Below are 15,800 nucleotides of genomic sequence, written 5' to 3'. Positions count from 1 at the left end.
GCAGCAGTGAGCGACGTTTCACGTGAAACACGATGCACGCGCCACAGGGCCAGGACCGCTCGACACTCCGAAATCTGTACGTATCGCAGCTTGTACGGATCAGCGGGCAGGTCTCGCCCGCTGGGGTTCACGACAAAAAGGGCGCTCAGCGGCGGCGGCGCGGCCGGGCGGACCGGGCGGCCTTGGCGCGCTTGGCGGCGAACCTCACACCACCGGGGCTCTCGCCCACCTCGACCCGGACGACCGTGGTCATCGGATCGACGATGCCCTCGCCCACCTGCAGCACCGAGGCTTCGACCACACCGAGCTTGGAGAGCGCGGCACGAGCACCGTTGATCTCTTCCTCCGCCGTGTCGCCCTTGAGGGCGAGCATCTCTCCGTAGGGACGGAGCAGCGGCACGCCCCAGCCGGCGAGCCGGTCGAGCGGCGCCACGGCGCGGGCGGTCACGACATGCACGGGCGGCAGCTTGCCCAGCATCTCCTCGGCGCGACCGCGCACGACGGTCACATGGTCGAGGCCGAGGAGCTCGACGACCTCCTGGAGGAAGTTGGTGCGGCGGAGCAGCGGCTCGAGCAGCGTGATCTTCAGGTCCCGCCGGACCAGGGCCAGCGGAATGCCCGGCAGACCGGCGCCCGAGCCCACGTCGCAGACCGTGACGCCCTCGGGAACGACCTCGGAGAGCACGGCACAGTTCAGGAGATGGCGTTCCCAGAGCCGGGGAACCTCACGCGGGCCGATGAGACCGCGCTTGACCCCGGCATCCGCCAGGAGCTCCGCGTACCGGACCGCCTCCGGGAAGTACTCGCCGAAGACTGTCCGGGCCTGCTCCGGCGCCTGGGGAAGCTCCGCTGCCTCCGTCACGGGGAACCGTCCTTCCGTACCGCACGCATACCGCGCGAGCGCACTGTGTGGCTGACTATCAGGCTGACAAAATTCGGCCCCGCCTGCGAACAGACGGGGCCGACTCTACGTGAGGGTTCAGGCAGGAAGCACGACGACGAAGCGCTGCGGCTCCTCGCCCTCGGACTCGCTGCGCAGACCGGCGGCGGCGACCGCGTCGTGCACGACCTTGCGCTCGAACGGCGTCATCGGGTCGAGCTTCACCGGCTGGCCGGAGGTCTTGACGTCCTCGGCAGCCTTGGCGCCCAGCTCGGCGAGCTCGGTGCGCTTCTTGGCACGGAAGCCCGCGATGTCGAGCATCAGACGGCTCCGGTCCCCGGTCTCCCGGTGGACGGCGAGCCGGGTCAGCTCCTGAAGGGCCTCAAGCACCTCTCCGTCGCGGCCGACCAGCTTCTGCAGGTCACGGCTGCCGGAGTCACTGATGATCGAGACCGAGGCCCGGTCCGCCTCGACGTCCATGTCGATGTCGCCGTCGAGGTCGGCGATGTCGAGCAGGCCCTCGAGGTAGTCGGCCGCGATCTCACCCTCCTGCTCCAGGCGGGTCAGGGTGTCGCCACCCTCGGCGGCGGAGGTGGTGCCTTCCGTCACGGATGGACTCCTTCTTGCTTCGTGGAGGCTTACTTCTTGGAGGAGGGGTGCTTGGGCCGCTGCTGGCCCTTGCGCTGACCGGACTTGGCCTGGCCCTGGCGGGAGCCGCCGGAGTTCGCCCGGCTCGGACGGGCCGGCTGGTCGCCTTGGCCCTTGGAACCGGTCTTGGCAGCCTTCGCGGAGGACTGCGGCTTCTTCTCCAGCGAGGGAGTCGTCGCCTCCTCGGAGACCGCGTCCTCGGACTCGACGGACGCCTCGGTGTCCTTCGCGTGCTGGGCGGCGGCCTGGCGCTGGGCCTTGGTCTGACGCTTGGGCTGCTGGCGCCGAGCGGTGGCGGCACCGCCCTCCGCCTCGGCGGTCACGGTGTCGCTCCTGAGCACGGTGCCGTCGGCCTGGGCGGCGAAGCCGGCCTTGGCCAGGCCCGTGAAGAAGCGGCGCTCGTTCTCGTTGCGGTCGCTGCTGCCCTTGGCGACGATCACCTTGACGATGTTCTTCCGGCGGCGACCGCGGACCTCACCGTGGTGGGTGACGCTCTTGAGCAGACGCTGCAGGTAGGCGTCCTGGGCCTTGCTGCCCGGAGTCGGGTTCTGGTTGATCACGTACATCTGCTGGCCCATGGTCCACACGTTGGTGGTCAGCCAGTAGACGAGGACACCGACGGGGAAGTTGATGCCCATGACGGCGAAGATCACCGGGAAGATGTACATGAGCATCTTCTGCTGCTGCATGTACGGGGTCTTCACGGAGAGGTCGACGTTCTTCATCATCAGCTGGCGCTGGGTGAAGAACTGCGAGGCCGACATCAGGATGATCATGACCGCGGTGACGATGCGCACGTCGGTGATCGAGGCACCGAGGGCCTCGACCTTTTCCGCGCTGTCCGTGAACTTGGCGGCCAGCGGGGCACCGAAGATGTGGGCCTGACGGGCGCTGTCCAGCAGCGACTGGTTGATGACACCGATCGTCTTGCCCTCGGCGATGTGCGAGAGCACCGAGTACAGGGCGAAGAAGAACGGCGACTGCGCCAGGATGGGAAGGCACGAGGAGAGCGGGTTGGTGCCCGTCTCCTTGTACAGCTTCATCATCTCTTCGGACTGACGCTGCTTGTCGCTCTTGTAGCGCTCCTGGATCGCCTTCATCTTCGGCTGGAGCGCCTGCATGTTCCGCGTCGACTTGATCTGCTTCACGAAGAGCGGGATCAGGCAGATACGGATCAGCACCACGAGGGACACGATCGACAGGCCCCAGGCCCAGCCCGTGTCAGGGCCGAAGATCGCCCCGTACAACTTGTGGAACTGGACGATCACCCATGAGACAGGTGTGGTGATGAAGCTGAAAAAATTGGCAATCGTGTCCACTAATCAGGCTCCTTGAGCATTGGGCGAGGTCTCTGCAGCCGGGCTCGTCTCGGCGGTGGACCCGCCCTTGTCTCCACGCAGCGCGTCCCGCAGCATCTCGTGCCAACGCGGCCGCTTACGCGGGGGAACATGGTCCACGCCGCCGGGCGACCACGGGTTGCACCGCAGGATGCGCCAGGCGGTCAGGGCAGTGCCCTTGATCGCGCCATGCCGGTCGATGGCCGTGAATCCGTAGTGGGAACACGACGGGTAGTACCGGCAGACGGGACCCAGGAGCGGGCTGATCGTCCACTGGTACAGCTTGATGAGAGCCAGCAGCGGGTACTTCATCGCGTGCCCCCTCCCAGCAACCGCTGGAGAGCGGCGTCCAGGTCTCGGGCCAGCTGAACGTGGTCGGCGTCACCGGCTCCGGGCAACGCCCGTACGACCACCAGGCTACCGGGGGGAAGCTCGGTGAGCCGATCGCGGACGAGATGGCGGAGGCGACGCTTCACCTGGTTGCGGACGACCGCGCCGCCTACGGCCTTGCTCACGACGAAACCCGCACGCGTCGGGGGAGCGCTCTCCCCAGGCGCGTGCGGGTCCGTTGCACCGCTGCGTAGATGGACGACGAGGAGCGGGCGGCCGGCCCGGCGTCCTCTGCGTACCGCGGTCGCGAAGTCCTCGCGCCGCCTCAGCCGATTCTCGGTAGGCAGCACGTCATGACCTGTGCGCGGATCAGGCGGACAGGCGGGCGCGACCCTTGCCACGGCGAGCGGCCAGGATGGCGCGGCCGGCACGGGTACGCATGCGCAGGCGGAAACCGTGGGTCTTCGCGCGACGACGGTTGTTCGGCTGGAAGGTGCGCTTGCTCACTCGGGGGCTCCAGTAATGATTCGTTGGTGGCGGGACATCGCCTGGCTGTCACCGTGCGCCCACGAGTAGCTCGCATACGCCCGAGTGCACCGCTTCGCGATCACATATGGTGATCTTCGCCCATCGGTAGGCAGGCGGCAGCAGCCATCGACAACTCGACCTGGTTACGGTACGCGCGGCTACGCCATCCGGTCAAACCGACCGGTCATCGGGGTCCTCTGTGCACAGGCTGTGGACAACAACTTGAACCACGTCAGCCGCCACGACTACCGTGGCTGGACTCCGCAATCTTTTCCGTTCTGTCCTTACCTGTCCTTCCGGACTTCGACCCACCGTCCCGCAGAACCACACCTTCGTGGGACCAATGAGGAAGCGTGCCCCGTGGCTGACGTACCTGCCGATCTTGCCGCAGTGTGGCCGCGCGTGCTGGAACAGCTCCTCGGCGAAGGCCAGGGCATCGAGCCCAAGGACAAGCAGTGGATCGAGCGCTGCCAGCCGCTCGCACTGGTGGCCGACACCGCGCTCCTCGCCGTCCCCAACGAGTACGGCAAGCAGGTCCTCGAAGGCCGGCTCGCCCCGCTGATCAGCGAGGCCCTCAGCCGCGCGTGCGGCCGGCCGATCCGGATCGCGATCACCGTCGACGACTCCGCGGGCGAGCCGACGCCGCCCGCGCCGCCGGCCCGGCCTGCGGCACCGCAGCCGTACGGCACGTACGACAGCTACGACAGCTACGAGAGCTACGACGACTACGGGCGTCCGATGCCGGACGACGGTCTGCCGACCGCCCGGCCCGCCTATCCCGAGTACCAGCAGCAGCGCCCCGACCCGGGCGTCTGGCCGCGCGTCCAGGAGGACGTGACCTGGCAGCAGCAGCGGCTCGGCGGCTTCCAGGAGCGCGATCCGTACGCGACGCCGCGGCCCCAGCAGCCCCAGCAGCCGCGCTACGACGAGCGCCCTCCGTACGAGCAGGCGCCGCAGCGCCCCGAGCGGGCCGAGCTGCCCGACGCGGACGGCCCCGGCCCCGGCCCCGCCGGCCGCGGCCCCCGCCCCGGAGCCGGCACGACCGGCATGGGCGGCGCCTCGTCGGGTCAGGGCGCCGGCTCGGGTGCACCGGGCGAGCAGCACGCCCGGCTGAACCCCAAGTACCTCTTCGACACCTTCGTCATCGGTTCCTCGAACCGCTTCGCACACGCGGCCGCGGTCGCGGTGGCCGAGGCGCCGGCGAAGGCGTACAACCCGCTCTTCATCTACGGGGAGTCGGGCCTCGGCAAGACCCATCTGCTCCACGCGATCGGGCACTACGCGCGCAGCCTCTACCCGGGCACCCGGGTGCGGTACGTGAGCTCGGAGGAGTTCACGAACGAGTTCATCAACTCGATCCGTGACGGCAAGGGCGACGCGTTCCGCAAGCGCTACCGCGATGTGGACATCCTGCTGGTCGACGACATCCAGTTCCTCGCGAGCAAGGAGTCGACGCAGGAGGAGTTCTTCCACACGTTCAACACGCTCCACAACGCCAACAAGCAGATCGTGCTCTCCTCCGACCGGCCGCCGAAGCAGCTGATGACGCTGGAGGACCGGCTCCGCAACCGCTTCGAGTGGGGCCTCACCACCGACGTGCAGCCGCCGGAGCTGGAGACCCGCATCGCGATCCTGCGCAAGAAGGCCGTCCAGGAGCAGCTGAACGCCCCGCCGGAGGTGCTGGAGTTCATCGCCTCCCGGATCTCGCGGAACATCCGTGAGCTGGAGGGCGCGCTGATCCGCGTCACCGCGTTCGCGAGCCTCAACCGGCAGCCGGTGGACCTCGGACTCACCGAGATCGTCCTCAAGGACCTGATCCCGGGCGGCGAGGACACGGCTCCGGAGATCACCGCCGGCGCGATCATGGCGGCCACGGCCGACTACTTCGGTCTGACGGTGGAGGACCTCTGCGGGTCCTCGCGCAGCCGCGTGCTCGTCACCGCCCGCCAGATCGCCATGTATCTGTGCCGTGAGCTCACGGACCTGTCGCTGCCGAAGATCGGCGCGCAGTTCGGCGGGCGGGACCACACGACCGTCATGCACGCGGACCGCAAGATCCGTGCGCTGATGGCGGAGCGGCGCTCGATCTACAACCAGGTCACCGAGCTGACCAACCGCATCAAGAACGGCTGACGACCGCTACCGCGGCCTTCCGAAGGGCGCTCCGGACACCTCCCGGGGCGCCCTTCGGCGTTCCCGAAGCCGACCGCGCCTGCCGCGCGCCCGCCGCGCGGCCGCCGCCCGATCGCCGCCCGATCGCCGCCCGGCCGCCGCCAGAACCTCCCAGCCTCACCGGCACCTCGCCGCGGCCTCCCCAGAGCTCCGCCAGGCCCTCCCCGGGCCCCCGCCGCGGCCTCCCCGGACCCTCACCGCGGCCTCCCGGACCCTCACCGCGGCCTCCCGGACCCTCACCGCGGCCTCCCGGACCCTCGCCGCGGCTTCACCGCGCCGTCGCCTGTGGGTCGCTCTGTTCGATTACTGCGTTCCGGTGGCGGGTTCTCCACAGATTGGGGGATGATCTCCCGTCCACAGGGTGGGGACTGTCGAGTTATCCGGATTGCATCCACAGGTCCCCCTGGTGACAGATCATCACACCAGGTCAGAGCCCTGTGGAATTGTTGGCAAACGATCTCCACAGCCTGTGGATGAAAGATCCGTCCACAGGGGCGCCGCGCGGTTGTCCACCGGCCGCCCACAGGCAGCGGCCGGTTGCCCACAGCTTCTCCACACCGCTGTCCACTGTTCGGCAACGAAACGCCCGGCCTCACTGGCCCGAGTGAAAGCCGTCACACCAAGGGAGACGTTTGGGCTGTGGGGAACCTGGGGAAAGCTGGGGACAGCACTGGGGAGAACTCCCCGTAGCCTGTGAATCGGGTGTGCAGAACTTTCGTGTGTCCACAGAACACGTCAGTTGTCCACCGGTTCCACCCACAGGGGCAGTGGACAAAAAACTGGGCCTGACCTGCGCGGACGACGTTATCCACGGTTTCCACAGGCCCTACTACTACTCCCACTCATAGTTAGCTCGGAATCCGCTTTGAAGCGGGGCCTGTGCACAACTCGAGCCCGGAGCCTCGGCGACCTCTTGTCGCGACTTGACCCCGAGCCGCACCGAGTGTCGGTGGCGTACGTCAGACTGGTTCCCGCAGTCGACGAAGAGCCAGCAACAAGCAGGAGGCGGTTCCGGTGAAGATCCGGGTGGAGCGCGATGTACTCGCGGAGGCGGTGGCGTGGGTGGCCCGCAGCCTTCCGGCCCGTCCGCCGGCGCCCGTACTCGCGGGCCTTCTGCTGAAGGCCGAGGACGGCGCGCTGAGCTTCTCGAGCTTCGACTACGAGGTCTCGGCGCGGGTCTCCGTCGAGGCGGAGGTCGAGGAGGACGGCACCGTCCTCGTCTCCGGCCGCCTGCTCGCCGACATCTGCCGCGCCCTCCCCAACCGCCCGGTGGAGATCTCCACAGACGGTGTACGGGCGACCGTGGTCTGCGGCTCCTCCCGCTTCACCCTCCACACCCTGCCTGTGGAGGAGTACCCGGCGCTGCCCGAGATGCCGACCGCGACCGGCACCGTCCCCGGCGAGGTCTTCGCCGCCGCTGCCGCGCAGGTGGCCATCGCCGCCGGCCGTGACGACACGCTGCCCGTCCTCACCGGTGTGCGCATCGAGATCGAGGGCGACACCGTCACCCTGGCCTCCACCGACCGCTACCGCTTCGCGGTCCGCGAGTTCCTGTGGAAGCCGGAGTCCCCGGACACCTCCGCCGTCGCGCTGGTGCCCGCGAAGACCCTCCTGGACACGGCCAAGTCGCTGACCAGCGGCGACTCGGTCACCCTGGCGCTCTCCGGCTCCGGCAAGGGCGAGGGTCTGATCGGTTTCGAGGGCGCGGGCCGCCGCACCACCACCCGTCTGCTCGAAGGCGACCTGCCGAAGTACCGGACGCTGTTCCCCACCGAGTTCAACTCGGTCGCGGTGATCGAGACCGCCCCCTTCGTCGAGGCCGTCAAGCGCGTGGCCCTGGTGGCCGAGCGCAACACCCCGGTGCGCCTCAGCTTCGAGCAGGGCGTTCTCATCCTGGAGGCCGGCTCCAGCGACGACGCACAGGCTGTGGAGCGTGTGGACGCGCAGCTGGAGGGCGACGACATCTCGATCGCCTTCAACCCGACCTTCCTGCTGGACGGCCTGAGCGCGATCGACTCCCCGGTCGCCCAGCTCTCCTTCACGACCTCCACGAAGCCGGCGCTCCTGAGCGGCAAGCCGGCGCTCGACGCGGAGGCGGACGAGGCCTACAAGTACCTGATCATGCCCGTTCGTCTCTCGGGCTGACGGCGTCGACTGAGCGGCTGACCCCACAGGTGTGCACGCGGGTCCGGGCGTAGGCTCGGACCCGGGTACGAACCGCACACGACGCTTAAGGAATCTCTGATGGAGCTCGGTCTCGTCGGTCTCGGCAAGATGGGCGGCAACATGCGCGAGCGCATTCGCCGCGCCGGCCACACCGTCATCGGATACGACCGCAACCCGGACCTCGCCGATGTCCACAGCCTCGAGGAGCTTGTGGGGAAGCTCAAGGGTCCGCGCGTCGTGTGGGTCATGGTCCCCGCCGGTGCCGCCACCCAGTCGACCATCGACGAGCTGGCCCAGCTGCTCTCCCCCGGCGACATCGTCGTGGACGGCGGGAACTCCCGCTGGACCGACGACGAGAAGCACGCCGAGGAGCTCGCCGCCAAGGGCATCGGGTTCGTCGACTGCGGCGTCTCCGGCGGCGTCTGGGGCCTGGAGAACGGCTACGCGCTGATGTACGGCGGCGACGCCGAGCACGTGGCCCGCGTCCAGCCGATCTTCGACGCGCTGAAGCCCGAGGGCCAGTTCGGCTCCGTGCACGCGGGCAAGGTCGGCGCCGGCCACTTCGCGAAGATGGTCCACAACGGCATCGAGTACGCGATGATGCAGGCCTACGCCGAGGGCTGGGAGCTCCTGGAGAAGGTCGACTCCGTCACCGACGTCCGCGAGGTCTTCCGCTCCTGGCAGGAGGGCACCGTCATCCGCTCGTGGCTGCTCGACCTGGCGGTCAACGCCCTCGACGAGGACGAGCACCTGGACAAGCTGCGCGGCTACGCGTCGGACTCCGGCGAGGGCCGGTGGACCGTCGAGGCCGCCATCGACAACGCCGTACCGCTGCCCGCGATCACCGCGTCGCTGTTCGCGCGGTTCGCGTCGCGTCAGGACGACTCGCCGCAGATGAAGATGATCGCCGCACTGCGCAACCAGTTCGGCGGCCACGCGGTCGAGACGAAGAAGTAATCCACAGGCTGTGCACCCCGCGGTGCACAGCCGCCGGGGGAAGAAGGTCGGCGCCCACCATGCACGTCACGCATCTGTCGCTGGCCGACTTCCGCTCGTACGCCCGGGTCGAGGTCCCGCTCGACCCGGGCGTCACCGCGTTCGTGGGGGCGAACGGCCAGGGCAAGACCAATCTCGTCGAGGCGATCGGCTATCTCGCGACCCTCGGCAGCCATCGCGTCGCCTCCGACGCCCCGCTCGTGCGGATGGGCGCGGAGCGGGCGATCATCAGGGCCGCCGTCACCCAGGGAGAACGCTCCCAGCTGGTCGAGCTCGAGCTCAACCCGGGCCGGGCGAACCGCGCCCGTATCAACAGGTCCTCGCAGGTCAAGCCCCGTGATGTGCTCGGCATCATCCGCACGGTGCTGTTCGCGCCCGAGGACCTGGCGCTGATCAAGGGCGACCCCGGCGAGCGCCGGCGCTTCCTCGACGAGCTGATCACGGCGCGCGCGCCGCGCATGGCGGGCGTCCGCTCCGACTACGAGCGGGTGCTCAAGCAGCGCAACACGCTCCTGAAGTCCGCCGCCATGGCCCGGCGGCACGGCGGCCGTTCCATGGACATGTCCACCCTGGACGTCTGGGACCAGCACCTGGCCCGGGCCGGCGCCGAGCTGCTCGCCCAGCGGCTCGACCTCATCGGGATGCTCCGGCCGCTCGCCGACAAGGCGTACGAGCAGCTGGCCCCCGGCGGCGGGCCGGTCCAGCTGGAGTACAAGCCGTCCGCGCCCGGCGCCGGGCACACCCGCGAGGAGCTGTACGGACAGCTGATCGCCGCGCTCGCCGACGTACGCAAGCAGGAGATCGAGCGGGGCGTCACGCTGGTCGGGCCGCACCGCGACGACCTGCTGCTCAAGCTCGGCGACCTGCCGGCCAAGGGGTACGCGAGCCACGGCGAGTCCTGGTCGTACGCGCTGGCGCTGCGCCTCGCCTCGTACGACCTGCTGCGGGCCGAGGGCAACGAGCCGGTGCTCGTCCTCGACGACGTCTTCGCCGAGCTCGACGCGCGCCGGCGCGAGCGGCTCGCGGAGCTGGTCGCGCCGGGCGAGCAGGTGCTCGTCACGGCGGCGGTCGACGACGACGTGCCGGGCGTGCTCACGGGGACGCGGTACGAGGTGTCCGGCGGGGCGGTGGAGCGCGTATGAGCGAGAACACTTCCCCACAGCCTGTGGACAAGTCTTCGGCTCCGACGGCCGGACCGACCCCCGAACCGTCCGGTGTGGATCTCGCCCGGGTCGCACTGCGCGCCGCCAAGGAGCAGGCGCGGGCGCGGGGCGCGGCGGCGGCGCAGAAGAAGCAGGCCCGGCGCGGCGGCGGACTGCGCTCCGGCGCGCACGCCGACGGACGCGACCCGATGGCGCTCGGCGCCGCGATCAACCGGCTGATCACCGAGCGGGGCTGGGAGACGCCCGCGGCGGTCGGCGGCGTCATGGGCCGCTGGCCGCAGATCGTCGGCGAGGACCTCGCCAAGCACTGCGTACCGCTGAAGTACGACGAGGACCCCGAGGAGCGGGTGCTCACCGTGCAGTGCGACTCCACGGCGTGGGCGACGCAGCTGCGGCTGCTCGCGCCGCGGCTGGTGGCGCGGCTGAACGAGGACCTGGGGCACGGGACCGTGCGGATGATCAAGGTCCTCGGGCCGGGCGGGCCGCGACGGGGGTACGGGCCGCTGCGGGCGCCGGGATCCACGGGGCCGGGCGACACGTACGGGTAGCCGGGCCCCGAGAGGTCCGTCGGGGCGCAGGTCCGAGCGGTAGGGCGCCGTGCCCGCGATGGCTGTGCCCACCCGTTCCGCCCTGCGGAATCGACCGCCCACAGCCGGGTGCCACTCGCCGTCACCGCCCGAAGCGCTAGGTGGCCGTCAGAGGCCTCTGGAGCCCCTCTCCAGATATGGGGAGTCGTCTCGCGCCCGCCGAGGGCGGCACATGAGCATTCAGGTACCGGCAAACCCCCATGAGTGTCAGTGGTACCGGTAGACTGGAAGACAATCCCGCCACCCTGCGGAACAAGTCGAACGACGCAGCCGCTCCCGTATGCCCGGAGAACGGCCTGTGCTGTGCCAGAAAGGGCGCTTCGTGGCCGATTCCGGCAACCCCAACGAGAACAACCAGTACACCGCCAGCAACATCCAGGTCCTCGAGGGCCTGGATGCCGTGCGCAAGCGGCCTGGCATGTACATCGGCTCGACCGGTGAGCGCGGCCTGCACCACATGGTGCAGGAGGTCGTCGACAACTCGGTCGACGAGGCCCTGGCCGGCCACGCGGACACCATCGACGTGACGATCCTGGCCGACGGCGGCGTGCGCGTCGTCGACAACGGCCGTGGCATCCCCGTCGGCATCGTCGAGTCCGAGGGCAAGCCGGCCGTCGAGGTCGTGCTGACCGTCCTCCACGCGGGCGGCAAGTTCGGCGGCGGCGGCTACGCCGTCTCCGGCGGTCTGCACGGTGTCGGCGTGTCCGTCGTCAACGCCCTCTCCACCAAGGTCTCGGTGGAGATCAAGACCGACGGCCACCGCTGGACGCAGGACTACAAGATGGGCGCCCCCACCGCGCCCCTCGCGAAGCACGAGGCGACCGACGAGACCGGCACCTCGGTCACGTTCTGGTCCGACCCGGACATCTTCGAGACGACCGAGTACTCCTTCGAGACGCTCTCGCGCCGCTTCCAGGAGATGGCCTTCCTCAACAAGGGCCTGACCATCTCGCTCACGGACGAGCGCGAGTCGGCGAAGGCGACCGTCGGTGCCGACGACCCGGACGCCGAGGCCGCCGCGGAGCCCACCGCGCGCACCGTGAAGTACCACTACGAGGGCGGCATCGTCGACTTCGTGAAGTACCTCAACTCGCGCAAGGGCGAGCTGATCCACCCCACCGTCATCGACGTCGAGGCCGAGGACAAGGAGCGCCTGCTCTCGGTCGAGATCGCGATGCAGTGGAACTCCTCGTACAGCGAGGGCGTGTACTCGTTCGCGAACACGATCCACACCCACGAGGGCGGTACGCACGAGGAGGGCTTCCGCGCCGCGCTGACGACCCTCGTCAACAAGTACGCGCGCGAGAAGAAGCTGCTCCGCGAGAAGGACGACAACCTCACGGGCGACGACATCCGCGAGGGTCTCACCGCGATCATCTCGATCAAGATCGGCGAGCCGCAGTTCGAGGGCCAGACCAAGACCAAGCTGGGCAACACCGAGGCGAAGACCTTCGTCCAGAAGGTGGTCCACGAGCACCTCACGGACTGGTTCGACCGCAACCCGAACGAGGCCGCGGACATCATCCGCAAGGGCATCACCGCCGCCACCGCGCGCGTGGCCGCCCGCAAGGCCCGCGACCTGACGCGCCGCAAGGGTCTCCTGGAGTCGGCGTCCCTGCCGGGCAAGCTCTCCGACTGCCAGTCGAACGACCCCACCAAGTGCGAGATCTTCATCGTCGAGGGTGACTCCGCCGGCGGCTCGGCCAAGTCCGGCCGCAACCCGATGTACCAGGCCATCCTGCCGATCCGCGGCAAGATCCTGAACGTCGAGAAGGCCCGCGTCGACAAGATCCTGCAGAACACCGAGGTCCAGGCGCTGATCTCCGCCTTCGGCACCGGTGTCCACGAGGACTTCGACATCGAGAAGCTCCGCTATCACAAGATCATCCTGATGGCGGACGCCGACGTCGACGGCCAGCACATCAACACCCTGCTGCTGACCTTCCTCTTCCGCTTCATGCGTCCGCTGGTCGAGGCCGGTCACGTGTACCTCTCCCGCCCGCCGCTCTACAAGATCAAGTGGGGCCGGGACGACTTCGAGTACGCGTACTCGGACCGCGAGCGGGACGCGCTCGTCGAGCTGGGCAAGCAGAACGGCAAGCGGATCAGGGAAGACTCGATCCAGCGCTTCAAGGGTCTCGGCGAGATGAACGCCGAGGAGCTGCGCGTCACCACGATGGACGTCGAGCACCGCGTGCTCGGCCAGGTCACCCTGGACGACGCCGCCCAGGCCGACGACCTGTTCTCGGTGCTGATGGGCGAGGACGTCGAGGCGCGGCGCTCGTTCATCCAGCGCAACGCCAAGGACGTTCGCTTCCTCGACATCTGAGTCGGTCTCAGCTGACCGTACGAAAGGACTGACGACCAGCAATGGCCGACGAAACCACTCCTGTGAACACCGAGACCCCCGAAGACGAAGGCCCGCAGCTGCGGATCGAGCCCGTCGGGCTCGAGACCGAGATGCAGCGCTCGTACCTCGACTACGCGATGTCGGTCATCGTGTCGCGTGCGCTGCCCGACGTCCGTGACGGCCTCAAGCCGGTGCACCGCCGCGTGCTGTACGCGATGTACGACGGCGGATACCGGCCCGAGAAGGGCTTCTACAAGTGCGCCCGCGTCGTCGGCGACGTGATGGGCAACTACCACCCGCACGGCGACACCTCGATCTACGACGCCCTCGTCCGCCTCGCCCAGCCCTGGGCGATGCGGATGCCGCTCGTCGACTCCAACGGCAACTTCGGCTCCCCGGGCAACGACCCGGCGGCCGCCATGCGCTACACCGAGTGCAAGATGGCGCCGCTGTCGATGGAGATGGTCCGCGACATCGACGAGGAGACCGTCGACTTCACGGACAACTACGACGGCCGCTCCCAGGAGCCGACCGTCCTGCCGGCCCGCTTCCCGAACCTGCTGATCAACGGCTCGGCCGGTATCGCGGTCGGCATGGCGACCAACATCCCGCCGCACAACCTGCGCGAGGTCGCCGCCGGCGCCCAGTGGTACCTGGACCACCCCGAGGCCACCCACGAGGAGCTCCTCGACGCGCTCATCGAGCGCATCAAGGGCCCCGACTTCCCCACCGGCGCGCTCGTCGTCGGCCGCAAGGGCATCGAGGAGGCGTACCGCACCGGTCGCGGCTCCATCACCATGCGCGCGGTCGTCGAGGTCGAGGAGATCCAGAACCGCCAGTGCCTGGTGGTCACCGAGCTGCCCTACCAGGTCAACCCGGACAACCTCGCGCAGAAGATCGCCGACCTCGTCAAGGACGGCAGGATCGGCGGCATCGCCGACGTCCGCGACGAGACCTCCTCGCGCACCGGCCAGCGCCTGGTCATCGTGCTCAAGCGGGACGCCGTCGCCAAGGTCGTCCTCAACAACCTGTACAAGCACACCGACCTGCAGACGAACTTCGGCGCCAACATGCTGGCGCTCGTCGACGGCGTGCCGCGCACCCTCTCGATCGACGCGTTCATCCGCCACTGGGTGACGCACCAGATCGAGGTCATCGTCCGGCGCACCAAGTTCCGGCTGCGCAAGGCCGAGGAGCGCGCCCACATCCTGCGCGGCCTGCTCAAGGCGCTCGACGCGATCGACGAGGTCATCGCCCTCATCCGGCGCAGCGACACGGTCGAGATCGCCCGCGGGGGCCTGATGGACCTCCTCCAGATCGACGAGATCCAGGCGAACGCCATCCTCGAGATGCAGCTGCGCCGGCTCGCCGCCCTGGAGCGCCAGAAGATCGTCGCCGAGCACGACGAGCTCCAGGCGAAGATCAACGAGTACAACGCGATCCTGGCCTCGCCCGAGAAGCAGCGGGCGATCGTCAGCGAGGAGCTCGCGGCGCTGGTCGAGAAGTACGGCGACGACCGCCGCAGCCAGCTCGTGCCCTTCGACGGCGACATGTCCATCGAGGACCTGATCGCCGAGGAGGACATCGTCGTCACCATCACGCGTGGCGGCTATGTGAAGCGGACGAAGACCGAGGACTACCGCTCGCAGAAGCGCGGCGGCAAGGGCGTGCGCGGCACGAAGCTGAAGCAGGACGACATCGTCGACCACTTCTTCGTCTCGACCACCCACCACTGGCTGCTGTTCTTCACCAACAAGGGCCGGGTCTACCGGGCCAAGGCGTACGAGCTGCCGGACGCCGGCCGGGACGCCCGCGGCCAGCACGTGGCCAACCTGCTGGCCTTCCAGCCGGACGAGCAGATCGCCCAGATCCTGGCGATCCGCGACTACGAGGCCGCGCCGTACCTGGTGCTCGCCACCAAGGCCGGCCTGGTGAAGAAGACCGCGCTGAAGGACTACGACTCGCCGCGCTCCGGCGGTGTCATCGCCATCAACCTGCGCGAGCGGGAGGACGGCAGCGACGACGAGCTCATCGGCGCCGAGCTGGTGTCGGCCGAGGACGACCTGCTGCTGATCTCCAGGAAGGCGCAGTCGATCCGCTTCACCGCCACGGACGAGGCGCTGCGCCCGATGGGCCGCGCGACCTCCGGTGTCAAGGGCATGAGTTTCCGCGAGGACGACGAACTGCTCTCGATGAATGTCGTCCGGCCCGGTACGTTCGTCTTCACCGCGACCGACGGTGGCTACGCCAAGCGCACCGCCGTCGACGAGTACCGCGTCCAGGGTCGCGGCGGCCTCGGCATCAAGGCCGCCAAGATCGTGGAGGACCGTGGTTCGCTCGTGGGCGCGCTGGTGGTCGAGGAGACCGACGAGATCCTCGCCATCACGCTGTCCGGCGGTGTGATTCGTACGCGAGTCAACGAAGTCAGGGAGACCGGCCGTGACACCATGGGCGTCCAGCTGATCAACCTGGGCAAGCGTGATGCCGTCGTCGGCATCGCCCGCAACGCCGAGGCGGGCGGCGAGGACGACGAGGACGTCGATGGAGTGGCCGAGGCTGCCGAGGCCGTCGAGGCGGCCGAGGGCACGGAGCCCGCGGCCGGGGAGCACGAGGAGTAGAGCGTGAGTGGAGCCACGGGCGCCG

At 69.0% G+C, this 15,800-nt stretch carries 13 protein-coding genes; 7 read left to right on the top strand and 6 right to left on the bottom strand.

Annotation, left to right across the window (positions count from 1 at the left end; all coding sequences use genetic code 11):
- Window positions 1-145 precede the first annotated feature (145 nt).
- The 6 genes from rsmG to rpmH form a co-directional block, all read right to left on the bottom strand.
- Window positions 146-862: a 16S rRNA (guanine(527)-N(7))-methyltransferase RsmG gene (rsmG, locus tag ACFY8W_RS19135; protein WP_391106306.1), complete on the bottom strand. Its 717-nt coding sequence runs from the start codon at window positions 860-862 to the stop codon at window positions 146-148.
- Window positions 863-979: 117 nt separating this feature from the next.
- A complete protein-coding gene (locus tag ACFY8W_RS19130; RefSeq protein ID WP_391106304.1) occupies window positions 980-1,489 on the bottom strand; it encodes a R3H domain-containing nucleic acid-binding protein in 510 nt (169 codons plus the stop codon).
- A gap of 29 nt (window positions 1,490-1,518) precedes the next feature.
- Window positions 1,519-2,847 carry a membrane protein insertase YidC gene (gene yidC / locus ACFY8W_RS19125; RefSeq protein ID WP_391106302.1) on the bottom strand — a complete coding sequence of 443 codons (1,329 nt, stop codon included), beginning with the start codon at window positions 2,845-2,847 and terminating at the stop codon, window positions 1,519-1,521.
- Window positions 2,848-2,850: 3 nt separating this feature from the next.
- A complete protein-coding gene (gene yidD, locus ACFY8W_RS19120; protein ID WP_128983195.1) occupies window positions 2,851-3,177 on the bottom strand; it encodes a membrane protein insertion efficiency factor YidD in 327 nt (108 codons plus the stop codon).
- Window positions 3,174-3,545: a ribonuclease P protein component gene (gene rnpA, locus ACFY8W_RS19115; RefSeq protein WP_391106300.1), complete on the bottom strand. Its 372-nt coding sequence runs from the start codon at window positions 3,543-3,545 to the stop codon at window positions 3,174-3,176. Before rnpA ends, yidD begins: the two co-directional genes overlap by 4 nt.
- A gap of 19 nt (window positions 3,546-3,564) precedes the next feature.
- Window positions 3,565-3,702, bottom strand: a complete 138-nt coding sequence (rpmH, locus tag ACFY8W_RS19110) for a 50S ribosomal protein L34 (RefSeq protein WP_125638610.1) — start codon at window positions 3,700-3,702, stop codon at window positions 3,565-3,567.
- Between the two features lie 381 nt (window positions 3,703-4,083).
- Between rpmH and dnaA the strand changes: the two genes are divergently transcribed.
- The 7 genes from dnaA to gyrA all read left to right on the top strand — a co-directional run bounded on the left by dnaA (window position 4,084) and on the right by gyrA (window position 15,775).
- On the top strand, window positions 4,084-5,856 hold the full coding sequence (dnaA, locus tag ACFY8W_RS19105; protein ID WP_391106298.1) for a chromosomal replication initiator protein DnaA: 1,773 nt from the start codon (window positions 4,084-4,086) through the stop codon (window positions 5,854-5,856).
- Window positions 5,857-6,909: 1,053 nt separating this feature from the next.
- A complete protein-coding gene (gene dnaN / locus ACFY8W_RS19100; protein WP_386867906.1) occupies window positions 6,910-8,040 on the top strand; it encodes a DNA polymerase III subunit beta in 1,131 nt (376 codons plus the stop codon).
- 99 nt (window positions 8,041-8,139) lie between these two features.
- Window positions 8,140-9,018 (top strand): phosphogluconate dehydrogenase (NAD(+)-dependent, decarboxylating), encoded by an 879-nt coding sequence (gene gnd, locus ACFY8W_RS19095; protein ID WP_391106297.1) that lies wholly within the window; start codon window positions 8,140-8,142, stop codon window positions 9,016-9,018.
- A 59-nt stretch (window positions 9,019-9,077) separates the two neighbouring features.
- Window positions 9,078-10,199, top strand: a complete 1,122-nt coding sequence (recF, locus tag ACFY8W_RS19090; RefSeq protein WP_391106296.1) for a DNA replication/repair protein RecF — start codon at window positions 9,078-9,080, stop codon at window positions 10,197-10,199.
- A complete protein-coding gene (locus ACFY8W_RS19085; protein ID WP_391106294.1) occupies window positions 10,196-10,768 on the top strand; it encodes a DciA family protein in 573 nt (190 codons plus the stop codon). The genes recF and ACFY8W_RS19085 overlap by 4 nt, the downstream gene beginning before the upstream one ends.
- A gap of 337 nt (window positions 10,769-11,105) precedes the next feature.
- Entirely contained in the window at window positions 11,106-13,136 is a 2,031-nt protein-coding gene (gene gyrB, locus ACFY8W_RS19080; protein ID WP_391106292.1) for a DNA topoisomerase (ATP-hydrolyzing) subunit B, read from the top strand.
- 41 nt (window positions 13,137-13,177) lie between these two features.
- A complete protein-coding gene (gyrA, locus tag ACFY8W_RS19075; protein WP_391106290.1) occupies window positions 13,178-15,775 on the top strand; it encodes a DNA gyrase subunit A in 2,598 nt (865 codons plus the stop codon).
- Window positions 15,776-15,800: the final 25 nt, after the last annotated feature.

It is taken from the genome of Streptomyces sp. NPDC012637, from assembly GCF_042954805.1.
GTDB lineage: Bacteria > Actinomycetota > Actinomycetes > Streptomycetales > Streptomycetaceae > Streptomyces.
The sequence above is the reverse complement of the archived record's forward strand: the minus strand, read 5'-3'. Positions and strand labels throughout refer to the sequence as shown.

Bases quoted from the DNA above. Each gene is read 5' to 3' on its own strand.
- yidD (WP_128983195.1), bottom strand. From the start codon at position 3,177: ATGAAGTACCCGCTGCTGGCTCTCATCAAGCTGTACCAGTGGACGATC.
- gnd (WP_391106297.1), top strand. From the start codon at position 8,140: ATGGAGCTCGGTCTCGTCGGTCTCGGCAAGATGGGCGGCAACATGCGC.
- recF (WP_391106296.1), top strand. From the start codon at position 9,078: ATGCACGTCACGCATCTGTCGCTGGCCGACTTCCGCTCGTACGCCCGG.
- ACFY8W_RS19085 (WP_391106294.1), top strand. From the start codon at position 10,196: ATGAGCGAGAACACTTCCCCACAGCCTGTGGACAAGTCTTCGGCTCCG.
- gyrA (WP_391106290.1), top strand. From the start codon at position 13,178: ATGGCCGACGAAACCACTCCTGTGAACACCGAGACCCCCGAAGACGAA.